The organism is Corynebacterium kroppenstedtii, assembly GCF_016894245.1.
Taxonomy (GTDB): domain Bacteria; phylum Actinomycetota; class Actinomycetes; order Mycobacteriales; family Mycobacteriaceae; genus Corynebacterium.
This window is the reverse complement of sequence record NZ_CP069792.1, coordinates 1,095,074-1,112,420: the sequence shown is the minus strand read 5'-3', so window position 1 is coordinate 1,112,420 and position 17,347 is coordinate 1,095,074. Positions and strand designations below refer to the sequence as shown.

The window sequence follows — 17,347 nt, the reverse complement described above, 5'->3', positions numbered from 1 at the left end:
CTGAGTAGGCCGGCGCGGCATTAGGCGGATCGGCGCGGCATTAGGCGGGCCGGCACAACCACCACCTGACACGGTGTTGTCCCCCGTTTCTACTCAATTTCTTAACAGGTTTAATTATTGGAACTTTTAAGCTAGGGTGAACTTAACCACTATTACTTCACCAGACAGGCCAGCCTATGTCACCGTCTCGTTCTCTCCGTTCCAGATCAGCCACACCGAAGGCCACCCCGCAAACAGACAGCGCCCCTTCAACACATCCCCACGCCAATGACCTTGCCTTAGACGTGCGGGATCTCCGCTGCCACCTCGGCAGTGGCAAAAACAAGAAAGAAATTCTCAAAGGCATCACGCTCTCTATCCCGCGTGGCAAGGTACTCGCTGTACTCGGAGCCAACGGTGCGGGGAAAACCACACTTATCAACGCGTTATCCACCCTCATCCCGATCAGCGGTGGCAGCGCCACAATCAACGGCCACGATGTCACCTCAGACCCCGCCGGGGTGCGGTCCTCCATCTCACTGACCGGCCAATACGCCGCCGTCGACAATATGCTCACCGGGCATGAAAACCTCACCTTCTTCGGAACACTCGCCGGCCTCTCCACACGCGAAGCCAAAGACAGAGCCACCGAGCTCCTCAGGCGGTTCGGTCTCGAACGAGCCGCCAACAGCCGCGTCGCCGACTACTCCGGCGGTATGCGTCGTCGATTAGATATTGCGTCGTCACTGACCGTCCAACCACCCCTACTCTTCCTCGACGAACCCACTACCGGACTCGACCCCGCCAGCCGCAATGACGTCTGGGACATGGTCCATCACCTCCAAGCCGACGGCACCTCCATCCTTCTGACCACCCAATACCTCGATGAGGCCGACCACCTTGCCGACCGTATCGTCGTGCTCGGGGGCGGACGAGTTCTGGATGAAGGAACCTCCGCCGAACTCAAGTCACGCTACGGGTCATCCGCCGTGACCGTGACATTCCGCGACACCCCGCTGGCCGAGCGCTTCGCCACGATCGCCACCGACCACGGTTTTACCGCCGCCCAAGAGAACACCATCGTCCGGCTTGACGCACCCGACGGCCACCGGTCGCTCGTGCGCGCACTATCCCTCTGGGACGGCTCCGAGGACGACATCACCGATGCCGCGCTCATTCCGCCAACGCTGGAGGACGTCTACATGGCCGTCGCGGACTCCGGCGACGTGGCACGCACCGATGCACGGGAGGACACTCCGGACCCGATGGACCGCCCGACACCAACCGAAACCCCCTCGGACGCCCACACACCGGAAGGTGGCCCCCAATGAGCAGCGGATACTCGACTCCCTCGATGAGCAGTTCGGCGGCCATCAAGTCAGTGTGGTCACGCGACTTTAAACGCGTCATCCGGAACAAATCAGTGCTCCCCTCCATTTTTGTTATTCCCGCGATATTCATCGCCATTTTTTACGGGGCATTCTCACGGGCCACCGACAACTTCGGAATTAGCTACGCGACATTCCTCCTCCCTGCCGGTGTTCTCCAAGGACTCATCTTCACCGCCGGAGGCTCCTCGCTGGCCGTCGCCCAAGACGCCGAAGACGGAATACACGCACGAATCCGTACCATGCCCGCACCCAACTGGTCGCTCGTTGCCGGGCGGTTGCTTGCTGACCTCACCCGCGGAGCTATCTCCATCGTGCCCGTCCTCGTACTCACCGTCCTTATCGGCGCACGATTCCACGGAAGTGCTATCGACCTCGTGCTTCTTATTCTCCTGACAATCGGTACTGCAGTATCCGTCAGTGCCATTGCCGACGGTCTCTGCCTTCTCGCACATCGACCGGTCAGCACATCGCTGATGTTCCAGGGGCTGACAATTCCCATCGTCATGCTATCCACTGCTTTTGTCCCGGCGGTGGCCCTCCCCAATGGTGTCCGCCCTGTCATTGAGCACTTACCGCTCTCCACCATGGTTGACGCAGCTCGGCTGCTGATCAACGGCCAATCACCCGGATCCACCGGTATCGAGGCACTTTGCTGGATCATCGTCTTCTTATTCGCGGGAATATACGGTTTTCTCGCAGCAATATCGAGGAAGTCCCATGTCTAACACACCCGCACCGTCTATCACGTCGTCGTCCTCCGCAGCCCCATCGTCGACGACGACACCTGCCACCACCCCCCAATCATCGGCCACAGAGTCATCTCCGCGACGAGCACACGCCAGCTGGGCCCACACCATCCGTCTCTTCCGACGTTTCGTCCGCACCCGCGCCTCCCTGCTGAGCACAATCTTCACCCCCATGTTGATGATTGTTTTCCAGTGGGCACTATTTGGCGACCTCATCGCCAAGGTCCAGGGGCTCGACAAAATTGACCTGCTGCCCCTGTGCCTCATGCTCATCCTGGGGTCGCAATGGCTCTACATCCCCGCGAATAGTGCGGAGATCGTGCGCGAACGCCAATCCGGAATCGTCGCACGGGTCTCCACCAGCGCCAGCGGGATCCGACCACTGATCGCCGGGGAGTGGTTATTCAGCTTCCTGCGCACAATTCTCGCCAGTATCCCCGCACTTGTGGCCTCCTTCGTGTTCGGGATGCGGATCCACACGTGGTCGGCGGCACTCTGGCTACTCATCGCCGTCATCGGCGGGGCACTCTTCACAGCCACACTGGTGCTCGCACTCGGATTCGGAGCAGCTAGCCCCGATGCCACCATGATTGTCACGCCCCTCTTCATGGTCGCGCTGTTTCTCTCTGCAGGGTTCGTCCCCGCAACCGCGTTTGTTTCAGGTCTTCAATGGTTTGCGCGAAACAACCCGGTGACCCACGTGATCGAGGCCGAAATAGCGCTCAATGGGGGCGCGCTAGCCAATAACCTGTCACTTACCGACGCCAGCTCCGCGATGGCAATGTCCGGAATATGGTTTATCGGTGTGATGGTGGTGGCTGGACTACTTGCCGTTGTCGCAACAACCCGTCACTCCCGGAATACCGCGTAAAAGGGACGCTACCGAGGGCGAGACAACACGGTTCTACGGTTTTGTAGTTCGACGCTCTAATTTCGCGGTCTAGTTCCGCGCCACGTTAACGAGCGCTTGGTAAGCGTCGGTAGCCGCAGCTTCCGGATCGTCATGATCGAGCGAGTCGTTGAAAATCTCCAGCGACACCGGCCCGCTGTACCCCACGTTGAGAGCCTTAGCCAGACATTCTTTCACGGGCAGCTCGCCGTGCCCTGGCCACAGGCGATGGTGGCGTGACAGCTCCTTGATGGGCATGTCCAGGCGTGGGGCGTCGGCAAGTTGAACAAAGAACAGTGTGGAGGGATCCACAGAATCAATCACCGACGGATCCTCGCCGAGGGCCAGCATGTGGAAACTATCCAGGCACACGCCGACATTAGGCAAATCCACTTGTCGAACGATGTCGTAGGCGTGGGCGAACGTGGACACGAACCGTCCCCACGCTAGAGCTTCGAACGCGACGCGCATGCTCTGCTTTGCCGCCAGTTTACCGATCTGGCGGAGCTGATCTACGCGGACCTCGTCACTATCGACCGAAGCCGAGTCGGTGTTGGAACAGACCAGGATCGTCGTGGTGCCAAGCTGCTTAGCGTGGGCGAGCGCTGTCTCGCAGCGTCGGAGCCCGTGCTGGAACTCCTTGTCCTTGACGCTCAAGAGGTTCTTGACCGGCTGGTAGAGGTCACATGTGAGGCCCAACTCGTCCATTAACGACGTGATGTCGTTCAAGGTCATTGGGCTTTCTTCAATGTCCGGGACGAAGAGTTCGACCCCATCAAAACCGGCTTTAGCAGCGGCGCGAAGTTTGGCGTCGAGGGTTCCGGGAAGGCTAACGGTTGCGATGCTGAAGTGCATGAGTTGTTGACTGCTTCTCCTTGTTGACGTGACAGCGTGGTTGAAGTAACGGTCTGTCTATATGCCCATGCTAGGCCGCTTTTTTCTCTTCCGAAGGTGTATTTACGGTTAGTCGTGGGATCAAATCCTCCAGGATTCTGTCCGCACCGCCTTCGGTCGTATAACCCCAGGAAGGACCCAATTCCTGGGGTGCGAAGCACCGACACACGGAAGAAGGAGCCGGTGGACACACTTTTTGTCGTAAAACCCTGCTAGGCCGGAATCGCAACCGGGTCGCCGAGGGAATTAAGGCCGCAAGCAGGGCGGCCATGGGAAACGCCGGGGGTAGAAATACGAAAACCGCGCCTGCATAACACAGACGCGGTGGTACCAAGGGCGATCTGCCCTTACGGGAAGACTACTTGGCCTTCTCCAGGATTTCGACGAGACGGAAGTGCTTGTTCGCCGACAGCGGGCGGCACTCCTCGATGCGGACGCGGTCGCCCACGCCAGCGGTCTCGTTTTCGTCGTGCACCTTCACCTTGGAGGTGGTGCGGATGGTCTTGCCGTAAAGGGCGTGCTGGTTGCGGTCTTCGAGCTCAACCACGATGGTCTTCTGCATTTTGTCAGAGACGACGTAGCCGATGCGGACCTTCTGGATGCCCTTTTTCTTCTTGTCGTTCACGGTTGCCTCACTCATTACGCCTCATCTCCCGGAGCGCTGGACAGGCCCAGTTCGCGTTCGCGGATGACGGTGTGGATGCGAGCGATGTCGCGCTTCACCGTTCCGAGGCGGCGGTTGTTGGTCAGCTGGCCAGTTGCGTTCTGGAAGCGAAGGTTGAACAGTTCTTCCTTCGCCTCGTGGAGGCGCGTGGTGAGTTCTTCAGCAGAGAGCTCACGGAGCTCATGGGCCGGTGTTCCGGTAGCCATTAGAACTGGTCCTCCTTCTTGACGATGCGTACCTTGCACGGGAGCTTCGCACCTGCGCGACGGAGTGCCTCCAGGGCGACCTCTTCGCTGGGGTAGCTCATTTCGAACAAGATGCGGCCTGGCTTGACGTTGGCAATCCACTTTTCGACGGGGCCTTTACCGGAACCCATGCGCACACCGAGTGGCTTCTGGGTCAGGGGGCGATCCGGGAAAATGTTGATCCATACCTTGCCGCCACGCTTGACGTGGCGGTTAATAGCGATACGGGCTGCCTCAATCTGGCGGTTGGTGATGTAGGCGGGCTCGAGGGCCTGAACACCGTAATCACCGAAGGTCACGCGGTTGCCGCCTTTCGACACACCACGTCGAGTGGGCCGGTGCTGGCGGCGGTACTTAACGCGCTTAGGGATAAGCATGTTTAGCCCTCCTGCTTCTGCTCTGCGGCGCGGCGACGACGTCCGCCACCACGGTGCGGGCGGTCGTTGCGGCCACGGCGGCTGCCACGACCGTCGCGAGCGTTGATCAAGCTTTCACGGCGCCCACCGACAACGTCGCCCTTGTAGATCCACACCTTGACGCCGATGCGTCCGAAGGTGGTGTGGGCTTCGAAGGTGCCGTAGTCGATTTCAGCGCGCAGGGTGTGCAGCGGAACGCGTCCCTCGTGGTAGCGCTCGGTGCGACCCATTTCGGCACCACCCAGGCGGCCGGAGCACACAACCTTGATGCCCTTGACCTGTGGCTGGCGCATAGCGCCCTGGATGGCTTTACGCATGGCGCGACGGAACGCGACACGGTTGGACAGCTGCTCAGCAATGGACTGCGCAACCAACTGGGCGGAGGCGTCCACATTCTTGACTTCAAGGATGTTCAGCTGAACCTGCTTGCCGGTGAGCTTTTCCAGCTTCCCGCGGATGCGGTCAGCTTCGGCTCCACGGCGGCCGATCACGATGCCGGGGCGCGCGGTGTGGATGTCTACACGGACGCGGTCACGGGTGCGCTCGATGACAACATCGGCGATACCGGCGCGCTCAAGTCCCTTGGAGAGGAAGTCGCGGATCTTGATGTCTTCAGCGAGGTAATCGGCGTACTGCTTGTCGGCGTACCAGCGTGAGCGCCACTCAGAGGTGATTCCCAGCCGGAGGCCGTAGGGGTGAATTTTCTGTCCCACTACTGAGCACTTCCCTTCTGGCTTTCGACGACCACGGTGATGTGGCTGGTGCGCTTGCGGACATGGAATGCGCGTCCTTGTGCGCGTGGGCGGAAACGCCGCATGGTCGGTCCTTCGTCGGCCCAAGCCTGTGCGATGACGAGGCTGTTGCGGTCCAGGCCGAAGTTGTTTTCCGCGTTCGCTGCGGCGGAGGCCACAACTTTGTACACCGGTTCGGAGGCCGACTGGGGAGCGTACTTGAGGATGTCAAGTGCTTCCTCGACGGACTTTCCGCGCACGGTGTCGATAACGCGGCGGGCCTTCATCGGGGTGACGCGGACGTAGCGGGCGGTGGCGCGTGCTGACGTTACGGTATCAGCCATTGCTTATCGACGTCCCTTCTTATCGTCCTTGACGTGACCCTTGAAGGTCTTGGTTGGGGCGAACTCGCCGAGCTTGTGGCCCACCATGGAGTCGTCGATGAACACCGGCACGTGCTTGCGGCCGTCGTGGACGGCGAAGGTGTGGCCGATGAAATCGGGAAGGATGGTGGAACGGCGAGACCATGTCTTGATGACTTGTTTGGTGCCCTTGTCGTTCTGTGCGTCCACCTTCGAAAGGAGGTGTTCGTCGACGAAGGGGCCTTTCTTGAGGCTACGTGGCATTCTCAACTACCTCCTTTTAGCGCTTCTTGTTCTTGTTGCTGCGGCGGCGGCGCACGATCAGGCCATCGCTCGGGCGGTTTGGCTTGCGGGTACGTCCCTCTGGCTGGCCCCACGGGGAAACCGGGTGGCGTCCACCGGAGGACTTGCCTTCGCCACCACCGTGTGGGTGGTCGACGGGGTTCATGACGACACCACGGACGGTTGGGCGGACGCCCTTCCAGCGCATACGGCCGGCTTTGCCCCATCGAATGTTGATCTGGTCAGCGTTTCCGACCTCACCGACGGTGGCGCGGCAACGCGCGTCAACACGACGAATTTCGGAGGACGGCATACGCAGGATGGCGTATTTGCCTTCCTTACCCAGCAGCTGAATGGAGGAACCAGCGGAGCGGGCGAGCTTGGCGCCGCCACCTGGCTTGAGCTCCACAGCGTGGATGGTTGTACCGGTCGGGATGTTGCGCAGCGGCAGGTTATTGCCCACCTTGATGTCAGCGTTGGCGCCGGATTCAACAACGGTGCCCTGCTTCAGATTGCGAGGCGCAATGATGTAGCGCTTTTCGCCATCGAAGTAGTGCAGGAGCGCGATGTTGGCCGTGCGGTTCGGGTCGTACTCGATGTGAGCGACCTTCGCTGGCACACCGTCTTTGTCGTTACGACGGAAGTCGATCAGACGGTACTGGCGTTTGTGTCCACCGCCCTTGTGGCGTGTGGTGATGTGGCCGTGTACGTTGCGGCCACCGGTCTTGTGCAGCGGGCGCAGCAGAGACTTCTCAGGGGTAGAGCGAGTGAGCTCATCGAACCCGGAGACAGAGCTCTGGCGGCGACCCGGCGTAGTCGGCTTGTATTTACGAATAGCCATGACTTAGTCCTAACTGTCCGCCTTAGGAGGCAGAACCGCCGAAGATGTCGATGGGATCACTACCGGCTGCCAGCGTCACCATTGCGCGCTTGGTTGACTTGCGACGGCCGTAGCCGAAGCGGGTGCGCTTGGTCTTGCCCTCACGGTTGAGGGTGTTGACGCTGGAAACCTTCACGCCGAAGATCTTTTCCACGGCGATCTTGATTTGTGTCTTGTTGGAGTCCGGGCGGACGAGGAAGGTGTAAGTGCCTTGCTCCATCAGACCGTAGGACTTCTCGGAGACAACCGGTGCGATGATGATGTCGCGGGGGTTATTTAAGTCGCTCACTTGCTCTCCTCCTTCGTCTCGGCGCCGGTAGCGCGCTCAATGAAGGCGTTGAGGGCCTCGACAGAGAACACGAGGTCGTCCGAGTTGAGGACGTCGTAGGTGTTCAACTGGTCGCTCGGCAGGATGTGAACGTTCGGGAGGTTACGCGCACTCTTGATGGAGTTGACGTCCTCGCGACCGAGCACAACGAGTACCGACTTCCGGTCTGTGAGGCGCTCGATGAACGTACGAGCGGCTTTCGTTGAGGGTGTCTGTCCTGGGACGAGGTCCTCAACCACGTGAATGCGGTCGTGACGAGCCCGGTCGGACAGAGCGCCGCGCAGTGCGGCTGCCTTCATTTTCTTAGGCGTGCGCTGGTCATAGTCACGCGGCTGCGGGCCATGAACAGTGCCACCGCCGGTGAACTGGGGCGCACGGATGGACCCTTGGCGGGCACGACCCGTTCCCTTCTGACGGTAAGGCTTTCGGCCACCACCGCGGACCTGGCCGCGGGTCTTGGTGGCGTGGGTGCCCTGCCGACGGGCTGCCAACTGTGCGGTGACAACTTGGTGCAGCAGCGGGGTGCTGACCTCGACGTCGAACACGGACGACGGCAGCTCAACGGTGCCGTTGGTGGATCCATCAGCGGTGTGGACATCTAGCGTTAAATTGCTCATGCGTGTGCACCGCCCTTCACTGCGGTTTTGACGGTAACGAGGCCACCACGGATGCCGGGAACTGCGCCCTTAATGAGGAGCAGGTTCGAGTCAGCATCCACCTTGAACAGCTTGAGGTTCTGTGTGGTGACGCGATTATTACCCATGCGGCCAGCCATGCGGGTGCCCTTGAAGACGCGGCCCGGGGTGGCGCAGGCGCCGATGCCGCCGACGCGGCGGTGGGCTGCCTGGTTACCGTGGGCAGCGCCCTGGCCGGCGAAGCCGTGGCGCTTCATTGCGCCGGCGAAGCCGTGGCCGCGGGTAGTGCCGGTGACGTCGACAAACTTGACATCGCCGAAAAGCTCGACGGTGACGTCCTGTCCGACTTCGTAGTCGGACAGGACGTCATCCATGCGGATTTCGGTGACGTAGCGACGTGGTGTCACTCCGGCTTTTGCGAAGTGGCCGCTTTGTGGCTTGTTTACTTTACGGGGGTCAATATCGCCATAGGCGATCTGGATGGCGCTGTAGCCATCCTTTTCTTCGGTGCGAATCTGGGTCACGACGCACGGCCCTGCTTCGACGACGGTGACCGGCACAACGCGGTTGTCTTCGTCGAAGACCTGGGTCATGCCGAGCTTGGTGCCCAGAATGCCCTTGATCTGATTTTCACTCATTGATTCTTCTCCGCTACGGTCCAGGCTCACTGAATGTTCACGTCGACGCTTGCCGGAAGGTCGATGCGCATAAGTGCGTCAACGGTCTTCGGGGTGGGGTCGATGATGTCGATCAGGCGCTTGTGCGTGCGCATCTCGAAGTGCTCACGCGAGTCCTTATATTTGTGCGGAGAACGAATAACACAGTAAACGTTCTTTTCTGTCGGCAGCGGTACCGGGCCAACTACAGTTGCGCCGGTACGAGTGACCGTCTCCACGATCTTGCGCGCCGAGGCATCAATTGCCTCGTGGTCGTAGGCCTTGAGCCTAATGCGGATTTTTTGTCCCGCCACGCTTGTCCTCATTCCTAGCATCAATCCTTCCTGGTGCAGCGTGTACTGCGTCATTCCGGATCTGCTTGTCTTTACTTACATTGTCCGTCAGCGCTGACGCCCGCTTGGAAGCCGGCACAGTGCCAGTATGTGCATGTGATGACGATCCCCCCACTGAGCGGTGCGAACGCACGGCTACACGTGGCTCGCTCCGTCGCTTTTCACGCTGACCGACATGTCTCTATGCCGTGACCGCGTGAGGATCAGGATCGGATCAATGCAGGGAAAGAGGCTCCGCTACCCGCTTTTCATCAATATTGTCGACGAATGGGCTGCGGTCTTTTTCCTACTGCCGCTGTGTATTTGCCATGCTCCCGGCTCGGTTCTGTGGAGGGCGTGTCGCCTTCTCATCTAGTCAGCACCGCGGTCTTATCCCGCCGGTTACGCTTCCTAAGATTCTCTGCGACATCACATGTTGTCGTAGTAGCGGGCCGTGGGCCCATACGAATCCGAGCGCACTACGGAGGAGTTTGACCACCGTGGATCATGCTCACTTCACCAGCGATGCCTTACCGGTCATCGGTAGTTTCCTCCGCTCTGCGCCGTAACACACGCTGGCTGACATACGTTGATAACGCGTATAAACAGGCCGTTGCGTGGTTGTCACTGCAGACGATGGACTTTCCGGTGTTGCGGGGTGCATCGTGTTAAAGCAACCCGAGTATTAAAACACGTTTACGGACCATGCGCAAACTCTCTTTCCCCAGGCGGAAAAACATAACCACAGGTAAAGCTCTATGCGGTTAGCTGACAATCAACGCCACGAACATGACGCTCGGTGGCATCGTATGCACGCACCATCGTCCAAGCCGTACTGCTTCCCTTGCCACCGCTCACCATCGGCACCACAAACACCGCTCACCATCGGCTACGTCCATTGGCAATAGTCTCGATATACCCTCCCCAGGGCATTATCAATAAGGGCAGCTATGTAGGTCGGGGAAGAAATTACATAACGTTCCGATTACAACTGCAGGTTCGCGGCCATTTTGTTGTTTTACGTGGCCAAACTTCGGTAGAAAATCTACGTTTTAGCTGGACAAGGCACAAAAACATATTTATACTAAACATGTTGGGATGATCTCAACAGGCAAAGTAAGGCTTAGTACTTTTCACCGATCACCCCATCATGTTAGAAGCTAACCATCCTTTAAGGAGATTTTCGTGAGCGACTCGTCCAACAAACAAAACAACGACCGCAAGGGCTCCAAGGATCTCGCTAAATCACAGTCCTCATCCGTGGCTCAAAGCGACAACTCCTCCGCCCTCCAGACCGAGCACGGTCAGACCGTCGTTGCAGACACAGTTGTCTCCAAGATCGCCGGCATGGCAGCCCGCGAAGTTTCCGGTGTTCACGACCTCGGTGGCGGCACCGCCCGCATGGTCGGCGCTTTGCGTGAGCGCATCCCGGGTGGCCGAGTCAACGTCCAGCAAGGTATTTCGGTAGAGGTAGGCGACCGCCAGGCAGCCGTCGACATCTCCATCGTTGCTGAGTACGGTGTTGCCATCCACGAGCTCGCTGAGGCCATCCGCAAGAACATCATCGTTTCCGTCGAAGCCATGACTGGCCTCGAGGTCACCGAAGTCAACGTCACCGTTCACGACGTCCACTTGGACATCGATGATGACGACGAAGACGACGACGAGCAAGAGCAGCCCCGCGTCCAGTAGGAATCGCTACTGACCTTTAATGGATGCTTCGGTATAAGTAGCCGTATCCGGTGGTAGCCGTCCACGCATAGACAACACAGTGCAGACATAGCAATGGAAAGGATCCTGTGAGTAATTCCAGCTCCTCACATCGAGGCCACCGTACGTCCGCTGGCTCACGCGAGGGCAACGATTACACCCAGGACCCGTCCTATATATCGCAACGTCGCACACTGATCCGTCGTTATCACCCCGATCGCGGCGGAGATGCACAGGTGTTCATCCGTAAACTCGACGAACTCGACCGGGAATGGGCAGATCGGTACGCTCCCACTCCTCGTCCTACGACGTCGATGGGAGCGAACTGGGATCGGGCACAAGATATCGCCCGTCGACACACTGATGCCGACGGTCACCTTGATGCTGGAGCTGCAGCCGCAGCGGCTGTAGCGGTCTCCGCACCCACCGCTCGACGCGTAGTCAAGCGTATACGTCGAGTGACCCGACGGACGACGCGCGCGGTGCGGACCCACTTACCGAAAGGTATGCCAGGCGCAGTGAGGTACGCCTCCACGAGCACCCGGCCCCGGTAACCAACCATCACGGCGTCCGGATAGCACTCCACAGAAGGCGCAGATTGCGAGTCCAACCAACCCTCCTATCCTTCACGGAAGGATCTTCACCAGGAAGGTGAAATCATGAAATACGCAACTCCCATTGGTGTCGTCGTCGGCTTCATGCTGGCGCTCGCCATCATGCTCCAGGGATTTTCCGGCTTCCTCCTTGTGCTCGTATTCTGCGCTATCGGAGGCCTAGCCGGAGCACAATATGACGGTCTCATAGACCTGCGTTCGCTGCTTCGTGGCGGCGGACGAGGCAGGGGCTAAATATGACTCAACCCTCCACAGTTATCTCCGAGAAAGCCGTGGGCCGGATTGTTGAGCAAGCACTAGCATCCGTTCCCGGGTGCATCCATCACGCAAGTGGACTGGACAAAGTTACGGGGCGCGAACTCCCCCGCTGGGAGGTCGACCTCGACTCCGAGAACCGCGCCATGTCCATCGTGGCGCAGATCGCCGTCCGGTGGCCATCGCCGGTCACGGAAGTTGCCGCCTCCGCGCGGCAAGCGCTGCACTCCTGGGTCGAGCGGTACACGGACATTCCCGTCATTAAAGCCGACGTCGCCGTCGCAGCTGTTGTTCCGGGTGACGTTGATAACGCCCAGCCGACGCGCGTGACCTCTGAGGACATTGCCGCACGCCAGCACGAGCCCAGCGTTGAGGCCGTGACGGCGTCGCCACTAGAGACACGGGACGTCACGACGAACAGGCAAGTGACGACACTCCTTCATCCGAAGCCGTTTGGGGATGTCACGCTCACGCCCGTGCATGTTAACCGGACTGCTACTGAGCTCATCCATCCGCAGCACACGCGGATCGAACCGTTCAAGGACGTCGTTGCGCATCGCACGACGGTGAGGCCGGTACCGCCGGTGCACACGCGGAAAGAACTCACTCCGATCTCGGTTAATCGAACCGATGTTCAGTCTCCGGTGACGCCTGAGCCGATTAGGCCCACTATTTATCCGTCGGTTGATCGCACGCCCGTTGTGCATGTGGATACCTCCGCTAAACCACGGAAGACCGAGCGGATTGTTACGCATTCGCGCCCGGTGGAGCCTCCGCTGACGCCGACACCGATCACGCCGAGCATCACCCCGACCGCGAAGCGCATTCCGGTCACCCACTTGGTGGGAGAGATCGGGCCTCGACGCACCGACCCCATCGTGGTGGAGTCCTTGCCCGTGGAATCGGTTCGCGCGTACCCGCTGAAGCCATCCCCGGTCACCGTCGATAAGACCGAGGTCACCCACCCGAAGGCCCCCGAAACACCTGTTGACCAGCACAAGGTCATGCAGGCTTTGGAGGACGACGAGAAGCAGGCTGTTGCCCATGCTCGGGCGGGCTGGCCGCAGCCCTTCGCTCAGTCCGATGCGACGAAGAAGCGGAAGGCTGAGGAAGCCGAGCGTGCGGTTAGGAGACAACGGCGTCGTGAGCGCGACGCGCGAAAGATCCGGACCGTTGTCTCCCCTGGGACGGTCTATCCGTCGACAATCAATACCCCAGGAGGCAAAGCCCCGAGCTCGGACCGCAGCATTCCCGCGTTACGACGGGACGCTGAAGGATACCGAAGCACAGCTCCCTCTAGCGTGAGCACGTTCGGGACAGGCGCACGTCCCGCTGGTCGCGGAGACCGCCAGAAGAACGGTAGTCAAAAGGACGGGCGTGGCGGCTCGAAGCAGGCACATGACGCTAAAAACGGTTCGAGGAAGGGACAGAAGTAATGGCTAAACACCAACTGAAACCCGAACACGAACCGACACCTGGTAACGCTCAAGCCGGGATTGGGCAATCTAGGGCCGACAACCCTGCCGGAAAAGCGACGAATGCCGCGAACGGGAAGGGTATCACACCCGGAAAGGCCGAAACGGAGGCTGACAGCAAAGTGCCTGAGTCGCCAGCTGATGCGAAGAACGCTGATGCGAAGGCCGACGCAACGTCAGCCAGCACGAAGACGGCGGACGCTAACAAGTCCACTCCAACGACCGACAACCCCACGCAGGGCGCAGCTCCCAGCTGGAAGAAGCTGAGCTTCCGTCCCGCTAAGGAGCCTCGAAAGTCGCCTAGAGCACGTGGCTGGATGTTCGTCCTTGGACTCGTTTTCCTCGCCGGTGGTGCCGTCGGAATCCGCGAACTCCTCCTGGAAACCGACACGATCAGCGGACCATCATGGCTGCACCCGATCATCGATTGGCTCAGCCATGCTCACTGGGTTCAGATGTTCCTGGCCATTGCCATTATTGCGCTGCTGCTGGGCCTCATCATTTTCATTGCTAGCCTTCGTCCTCGCACCAAGACCCACGTCTTGATCGACAACGAAGCCTCCTTGTGGATGCGTCCGGTGGACATTGCCCGTGCCTGCAGCGCTCGTGCGAAAGACCAACGTGGCGTCCTCAATGCCACCACCGTCGCAACTGCTAAACGCGTCACCGTCACTGTTACTGGCGACCCGGACGACCCTGGTCTGTCCGACCGCGTGCACAAGGCATGTCGCCCCGTCGTTCAAGCGGTGTCTACACAGCCGGACCTCAAGGTTCGGCTTGCCCGACCAAGGAGTGATCAATGAGCCACGGAAAGTCAATATTCCTCCGGATCATTATGGTCCTGGTCGCCGCCATCCTCATCGCAGGCGGTCTATGGGGCATCGGCCTAGCTCTGCACCTCACTCCAGCTGAAAAGCTCGGTGAGTACGCAGACACCAGCTTTTGGGGCACGTTGACCGATAAGTCCTGGTACCCGACGGCTCTTGGTATAGCCTCGGCTATCCTGATCCTCCTTGGCCTCTGGTTCTGGTGGTTGATTATCGATCGACGCCGCGTCACCAAGGTGGAAGCAAAAGAATCGGCCGACAACGGACGGGTCACCGTTCGGCTGGATGACATCGCGTCCGCCGTGTCGCAAGACCTCACCCGTTATAGCGGTATTGCAGACTGCAAATACCGCTCTGAGGTGGACCGTGGCCAGAAGGTCCTCACGATGACGCTGCGGTGCGACCCCCATGCCGATTTAGATTATGTGCGGAGCGAGTGCCGCCAAGCAGCGTCGGATGTCGTTTCTGCGCTCCCCCAGGAAGACGTGGATACGCGATTCCTCATCCATCTGGATAAAGCGAGCTAACGTCCCCTGAAGGGCCCTGAGGGCTTCATGCTGGGGCTTAGCCGGGCGCACAGGTTCCGACGCAAAGCCGGCTGGACCACTTATTTCATAGGTGGTCAGCCGGTTTTCTCGTGTGCGCGAATCCCGCATCCTGCACCGAATGTCTCAGGTAGCTAGACAGCCCTATCGGCGACTTCCACAGCCGTACGCGCGTCAGTAGTAAATGCGCATTTAATATGTGAGTTATTTCTCTTCCCGCCACCACGGGTTTTCCTCACCACCGTGGAACAATAAAGTCAAGGTCACCTTCCTTAGAGTGGCCCGGAAAGTGACCTGAGCGTACACAGATAAACCCCTACGGCCAGCACAAGGAGAAGAAATGCCACGGCTTCCTATGAGTGATCGTCCCGTCGAAAATCAGTCCGGACACTGGCTATTGGCGCAAGTGGGGAAAAAGGTCCTCCGCCCCGGCGGGCGGGAATTGACCGAAAAAATGCTCAGCGCGTTGCCTCTTCACGGCAATGACGTCGTGGAACTGGCCCCTGGTCTTGGGAAAACCGCGGAAAAGATCGTGGCGGAGGAGCCGTCCACCTACACGGGAGTTGACGAAGTCTCGGATGCGGCTCACCTGGCTGCGGCGGCTGCTCACCAGGCGGCGTCGGGACATATGCCGGCCAACGCTATTCGGGTTTTGCAGGGCCGGGCGAACAACACCACATTGGACGACGAGTCCGTCGACGTTGCCGTCGGCGAAGCGATGCTGACCATGCAGGGTGATAAGGGTAAAGCGGCCATCATCGAGGAGGTTCACCGTATTCTCCGGCCCGGCGGCCGGTACGCCATTCACGAGCTTGGCCTCCAGCCCAATACCCTCTCTGATGACACGAAAACCGATGTGCGAAAAGCCCTCGCCCGGTCAATCAAGGTCAACGCCCGTCCTCTTACCGAGCACGAGTGGCAGGACCTTCTGAGCTCGCACGGCTTCGAGGTTGAGACGACGCATTTCGCTCCCATGGCCTTGCTGGAGCCCAAACGGATAATTAGCGACGAAGGCATCCTGCGGGCCCTCACGATCGCGTTCAACATTGCGACGAAGCCTAAAGTGCGCAAGCGCGTGATGGGGATGCGGCAGACGTTCCAGAAATACGAGAACGAGTTGACCGCTATTGCCATCGTCGCCAAGAAGAAGTAACGGTTTTTACTGTTTTACGCGGGTACTCGGGTTTACGAGGCGGCAGGGGCCGGAGGAAGCAGTGGCACGACCGCGCTCAGAACCGGAACGCTTTCCGGTACGGCGTTAACGATCGGCTGGCCGATGTTTGCTAGGGCTTCGTCGCGAACGTGATTAACCATCGGCCAGAAGGGCGAACTATTACCTATAGGCCCGAATGTCGGCGGGGCATAACGGTCCTGGAAGTCCTTGAAAGCGCCCGCCCTAAACGTGTCGAACGCGGATTGTGCGACGGCACGGGCGGGATAAGAGGTCAACCCTCCGGGGGCGGATTCATTGGAGGTACCGGATGCGGGGGCCGGAGCTCCGGATGACGAGGCAGACTCGCCGTACAGCGCTAGGGGGTTCCACGGCTGCGACGTGAATGCACCCTGAACATCGTCCGTCAACTGCTGCGACGGGCCATATGTGCTAGCGGAAACGGAGAAGAACGGGCCAAACGACGCCGACGCATTCACGGAGCTACGATCATCTGACCATCCCCACTTGGTCCCCACAACGCCAGGCAGCGTTGCGGTGCCGTAGTCCTGCTTATAGCCGTCGGCAGCCACGGGGGATGCCGTCGCTAACGCCGTGAGCACAGGATCCAGCGGGTTTTCGCGCTTCTTCGCTTCCAGATAGGCCACCGAATCCGCCGTTGACGTCGTACTATCTCCCCAATGAGGGGCACCGTGAGTATCCGCTAGGTGGTACTTTCCCGCACGGTCGTTGATGCTATTCGGGTACTTCGCGTAGAGCTCACTGGCGATATTATCGTCCGAGAAGCGGAGCATCTGTGTAGCCTTGGCGCGGTCCTCGGGCGAACCATGCTCGAAAACATAGTCGGCAATATACATCTTTACCAGTGATAGACCCGGGCGCGATTCGTGCTCATTAAGGGTTCCCACGTGGTGACCGGTCAACGTGTTGTGGAAGGATATCTGGGTCCGCGCCGGTGCAGCAATATTTCCATCCTGGTCGACGTTGGGCACCGGTGCTGCGGAGGCACCACTTGGCGACGCAACCGTCGGTGCAAACAATGCCGCGGCTGCAATGACAGCGCCGGAGAGAACCCGGAGGCGGCGGGTTCTGGGCGTAGTAGCTCGGTGGCGGCCAGTATGCAGATCGTGTGAAACGGTAATCATGGGGATCCTTAAAGGGCGAAGGAACTGTCTAGGTCTACTCTATATATCCCCTATGTCCTACTGAACTGTTTCTGTTGTGTTCTGTGTGCACACGCGAATGGGGTGGAGTGGCTGCACGGTCGCGGTGTAGGCGTTTAGCTGCCCAGGGGCAGTGAAGTGTGTAGCGGCACAACTC

At 59.6% G+C, this 17,347-nt stretch carries 23 protein-coding genes; 10 read left to right on the top strand and 13 right to left on the bottom strand.

Annotated elements, in window-relative coordinates; translation table 11 throughout:
• Positions 1-176: 176 nt before the first annotated feature.
• From I6J23_RS04920 to I6J23_RS04910, 3 genes are read left to right on the top strand one after another with little or no spacing between them, the layout of a single operon-like run.
• On the top strand, positions 177-1,310 hold the full coding sequence (locus I6J23_RS04920; protein ID WP_239455002.1) for an ATP-binding cassette domain-containing protein: 1,134 nt from the start codon (positions 177-179) through the stop codon (positions 1,308-1,310).
• Complete coding sequence (locus I6J23_RS04915) at positions 1,307-2,095, top strand: ABC transporter permease (protein WP_204582744.1); 789 nt, start codon at positions 1,307-1,309, stop codon at positions 2,093-2,095. Before I6J23_RS04920 ends, I6J23_RS04915 begins: the two co-directional genes overlap by 4 nt.
• A complete protein-coding gene (locus tag I6J23_RS04910) occupies positions 2,088-2,987 on the top strand; it encodes an ABC transporter permease (RefSeq protein WP_204582743.1) in 900 nt (299 codons plus the stop codon). Before I6J23_RS04915 ends, I6J23_RS04910 begins: the two co-directional genes overlap by 8 nt.
• Positions 2,988-3,056: 69 nt before the next feature.
• On the opposite strand, the gene I6J23_RS04905 is transcribed toward I6J23_RS04910, so the two are convergent.
• The 12 genes from I6J23_RS04905 to rpsJ all read right to left on the bottom strand — a co-directional run bounded on the left by I6J23_RS04905 (position 3,057) and on the right by rpsJ (position 9,412).
• Positions 3,057-3,860 carry a sugar phosphate isomerase/epimerase family protein gene (locus I6J23_RS04905; protein ID WP_204582742.1) on the bottom strand — a complete coding sequence of 268 codons (804 nt, stop codon included), beginning with the start codon at positions 3,858-3,860 and terminating at the stop codon, positions 3,057-3,059.
• A 397-nt stretch (positions 3,861-4,257) separates the two neighbouring features.
• Positions 4,258-4,539 (bottom strand): 30S ribosomal protein S17, encoded by a 282-nt coding sequence (gene rpsQ, locus I6J23_RS04900; protein ID WP_012732435.1) that lies wholly within the window; start codon positions 4,537-4,539, stop codon positions 4,258-4,260.
• Positions 4,539-4,769 (bottom strand): 50S ribosomal protein L29, encoded by a 231-nt coding sequence (rpmC, locus tag I6J23_RS04895; protein WP_012732436.1) that lies wholly within the window; start codon positions 4,767-4,769, stop codon positions 4,539-4,541. The genes rpsQ and rpmC overlap by 1 nt, the downstream gene beginning before the upstream one ends.
• The gene (gene rplP, locus I6J23_RS04890; protein ID WP_012732437.1) at positions 4,769-5,185 is read right to left on the bottom strand and encodes a 50S ribosomal protein L16; all 417 of its coding nucleotides are present in this window, start codon (positions 5,183-5,185) and stop codon (positions 4,769-4,771) included. The genes rpmC and rplP overlap by 1 nt, the downstream gene beginning before the upstream one ends.
• Positions 5,186-5,187: 2 nt before the next feature.
• On the bottom strand, positions 5,188-5,937 hold the full coding sequence (gene rpsC / locus I6J23_RS04885; RefSeq protein ID WP_204582741.1) for a 30S ribosomal protein S3: 750 nt from the start codon (positions 5,935-5,937) through the stop codon (positions 5,188-5,190).
• Positions 5,937-6,299, bottom strand: a complete 363-nt coding sequence (gene rplV, locus I6J23_RS04880; RefSeq protein ID WP_012732439.1) for a 50S ribosomal protein L22 — start codon at positions 6,297-6,299, stop codon at positions 5,937-5,939. The genes rpsC and rplV overlap by 1 nt, the downstream gene beginning before the upstream one ends.
• A 3-nt stretch (positions 6,300-6,302) precedes the next feature.
• Positions 6,303-6,581: a 30S ribosomal protein S19 gene (rpsS, locus tag I6J23_RS04875; protein ID WP_012732440.1), complete on the bottom strand. Its 279-nt coding sequence runs from the start codon at positions 6,579-6,581 to the stop codon at positions 6,303-6,305.
• Positions 6,582-6,597: 16 nt separating this feature from the next.
• Positions 6,598-7,440: a 50S ribosomal protein L2 gene (gene rplB / locus I6J23_RS04870; RefSeq protein WP_204582740.1), complete on the bottom strand. Its 843-nt coding sequence runs from the start codon at positions 7,438-7,440 to the stop codon at positions 6,598-6,600.
• A gap of 22 nt (positions 7,441-7,462) precedes the next feature.
• A complete protein-coding gene (rplW, locus tag I6J23_RS04865) occupies positions 7,463-7,768 on the bottom strand; it encodes a 50S ribosomal protein L23 (protein WP_012732442.1) in 306 nt (101 codons plus the stop codon).
• Positions 7,765-8,424, bottom strand: a complete 660-nt coding sequence (gene rplD, locus I6J23_RS04860) for a 50S ribosomal protein L4 (RefSeq protein ID WP_046202867.1) — start codon at positions 8,422-8,424, stop codon at positions 7,765-7,767. Before rplD ends, rplW begins: the two co-directional genes overlap by 4 nt.
• Positions 8,421-9,080, bottom strand: a complete 660-nt coding sequence (gene rplC / locus I6J23_RS04855; protein ID WP_012732444.1) for a 50S ribosomal protein L3 — start codon at positions 9,078-9,080, stop codon at positions 8,421-8,423. Before rplC ends, rplD begins: the two co-directional genes overlap by 4 nt.
• A gap of 26 nt (positions 9,081-9,106) precedes the next feature.
• A complete protein-coding gene (gene rpsJ / locus I6J23_RS04850; protein WP_046202865.1) occupies positions 9,107-9,412 on the bottom strand; it encodes a 30S ribosomal protein S10 in 306 nt (101 codons plus the stop codon).
• Between the two features lie 1,278 nt (positions 9,413-10,690).
• On the opposite strand from rpsJ, the gene I6J23_RS04845 reads away from it, so the two are divergent.
• The 7 genes from I6J23_RS04845 (at position 10,691) to I6J23_RS04815 (ending at position 16,009) form a co-directional block, all read left to right on the top strand.
• Complete coding sequence (locus I6J23_RS04845; RefSeq protein ID WP_041629601.1) at positions 10,691-11,122, top strand: Asp23/Gls24 family envelope stress response protein; 432 nt, start codon at positions 10,691-10,693, stop codon at positions 11,120-11,122.
• Positions 11,123-11,229: 107 nt separating this feature from the next.
• Positions 11,230-11,694 (top strand): hypothetical protein, encoded by a 465-nt coding sequence (locus tag I6J23_RS04840; protein WP_204582738.1) that lies wholly within the window; start codon positions 11,230-11,232, stop codon positions 11,692-11,694.
• A gap of 105 nt (positions 11,695-11,799) precedes the next feature.
• Positions 11,800-11,988, top strand: coding sequence for a DUF2273 domain-containing protein (locus I6J23_RS04835; RefSeq protein ID WP_204582737.1), 189 nt, complete (start codon positions 11,800-11,802; stop codon positions 11,986-11,988).
• Positions 11,989-11,990: 2 nt separating this feature from the next.
• On the top strand, positions 11,991-13,445 hold the full coding sequence (locus tag I6J23_RS04830; protein ID WP_204582736.1) for an Asp23/Gls24 family envelope stress response protein: 1,455 nt from the start codon (positions 11,991-11,993) through the stop codon (positions 13,443-13,445).
• Positions 13,445-14,287, top strand: a complete 843-nt coding sequence (locus tag I6J23_RS04825; RefSeq protein ID WP_204582735.1) for a DUF6286 domain-containing protein — start codon at positions 13,445-13,447, stop codon at positions 14,285-14,287. Before I6J23_RS04830 ends, I6J23_RS04825 begins: the two co-directional genes overlap by 1 nt.
• Positions 14,284-14,838 (top strand): hypothetical protein, encoded by a 555-nt coding sequence (locus tag I6J23_RS04820; protein ID WP_204582734.1) that lies wholly within the window; start codon positions 14,284-14,286, stop codon positions 14,836-14,838. The genes I6J23_RS04825 and I6J23_RS04820 overlap by 4 nt, the downstream gene beginning before the upstream one ends.
• 358 nt (positions 14,839-15,196) lie before the next feature.
• Positions 15,197-16,009 (top strand): class I SAM-dependent methyltransferase, encoded by an 813-nt coding sequence (locus I6J23_RS04815; RefSeq protein WP_204582733.1) that lies wholly within the window; start codon positions 15,197-15,199, stop codon positions 16,007-16,009.
• Between the two features lie 32 nt (positions 16,010-16,041).
• Here I6J23_RS04815 and I6J23_RS10690 read toward each other — a convergent pair whose 3' ends face one another.
• Entirely contained in the window at positions 16,042-17,172 is a 1,131-nt protein-coding gene (locus tag I6J23_RS10690) for a hypothetical protein (RefSeq protein ID WP_239455001.1), read from the bottom strand.
• Between the last annotated feature and the right edge of the window lie 175 nt (positions 17,173-17,347).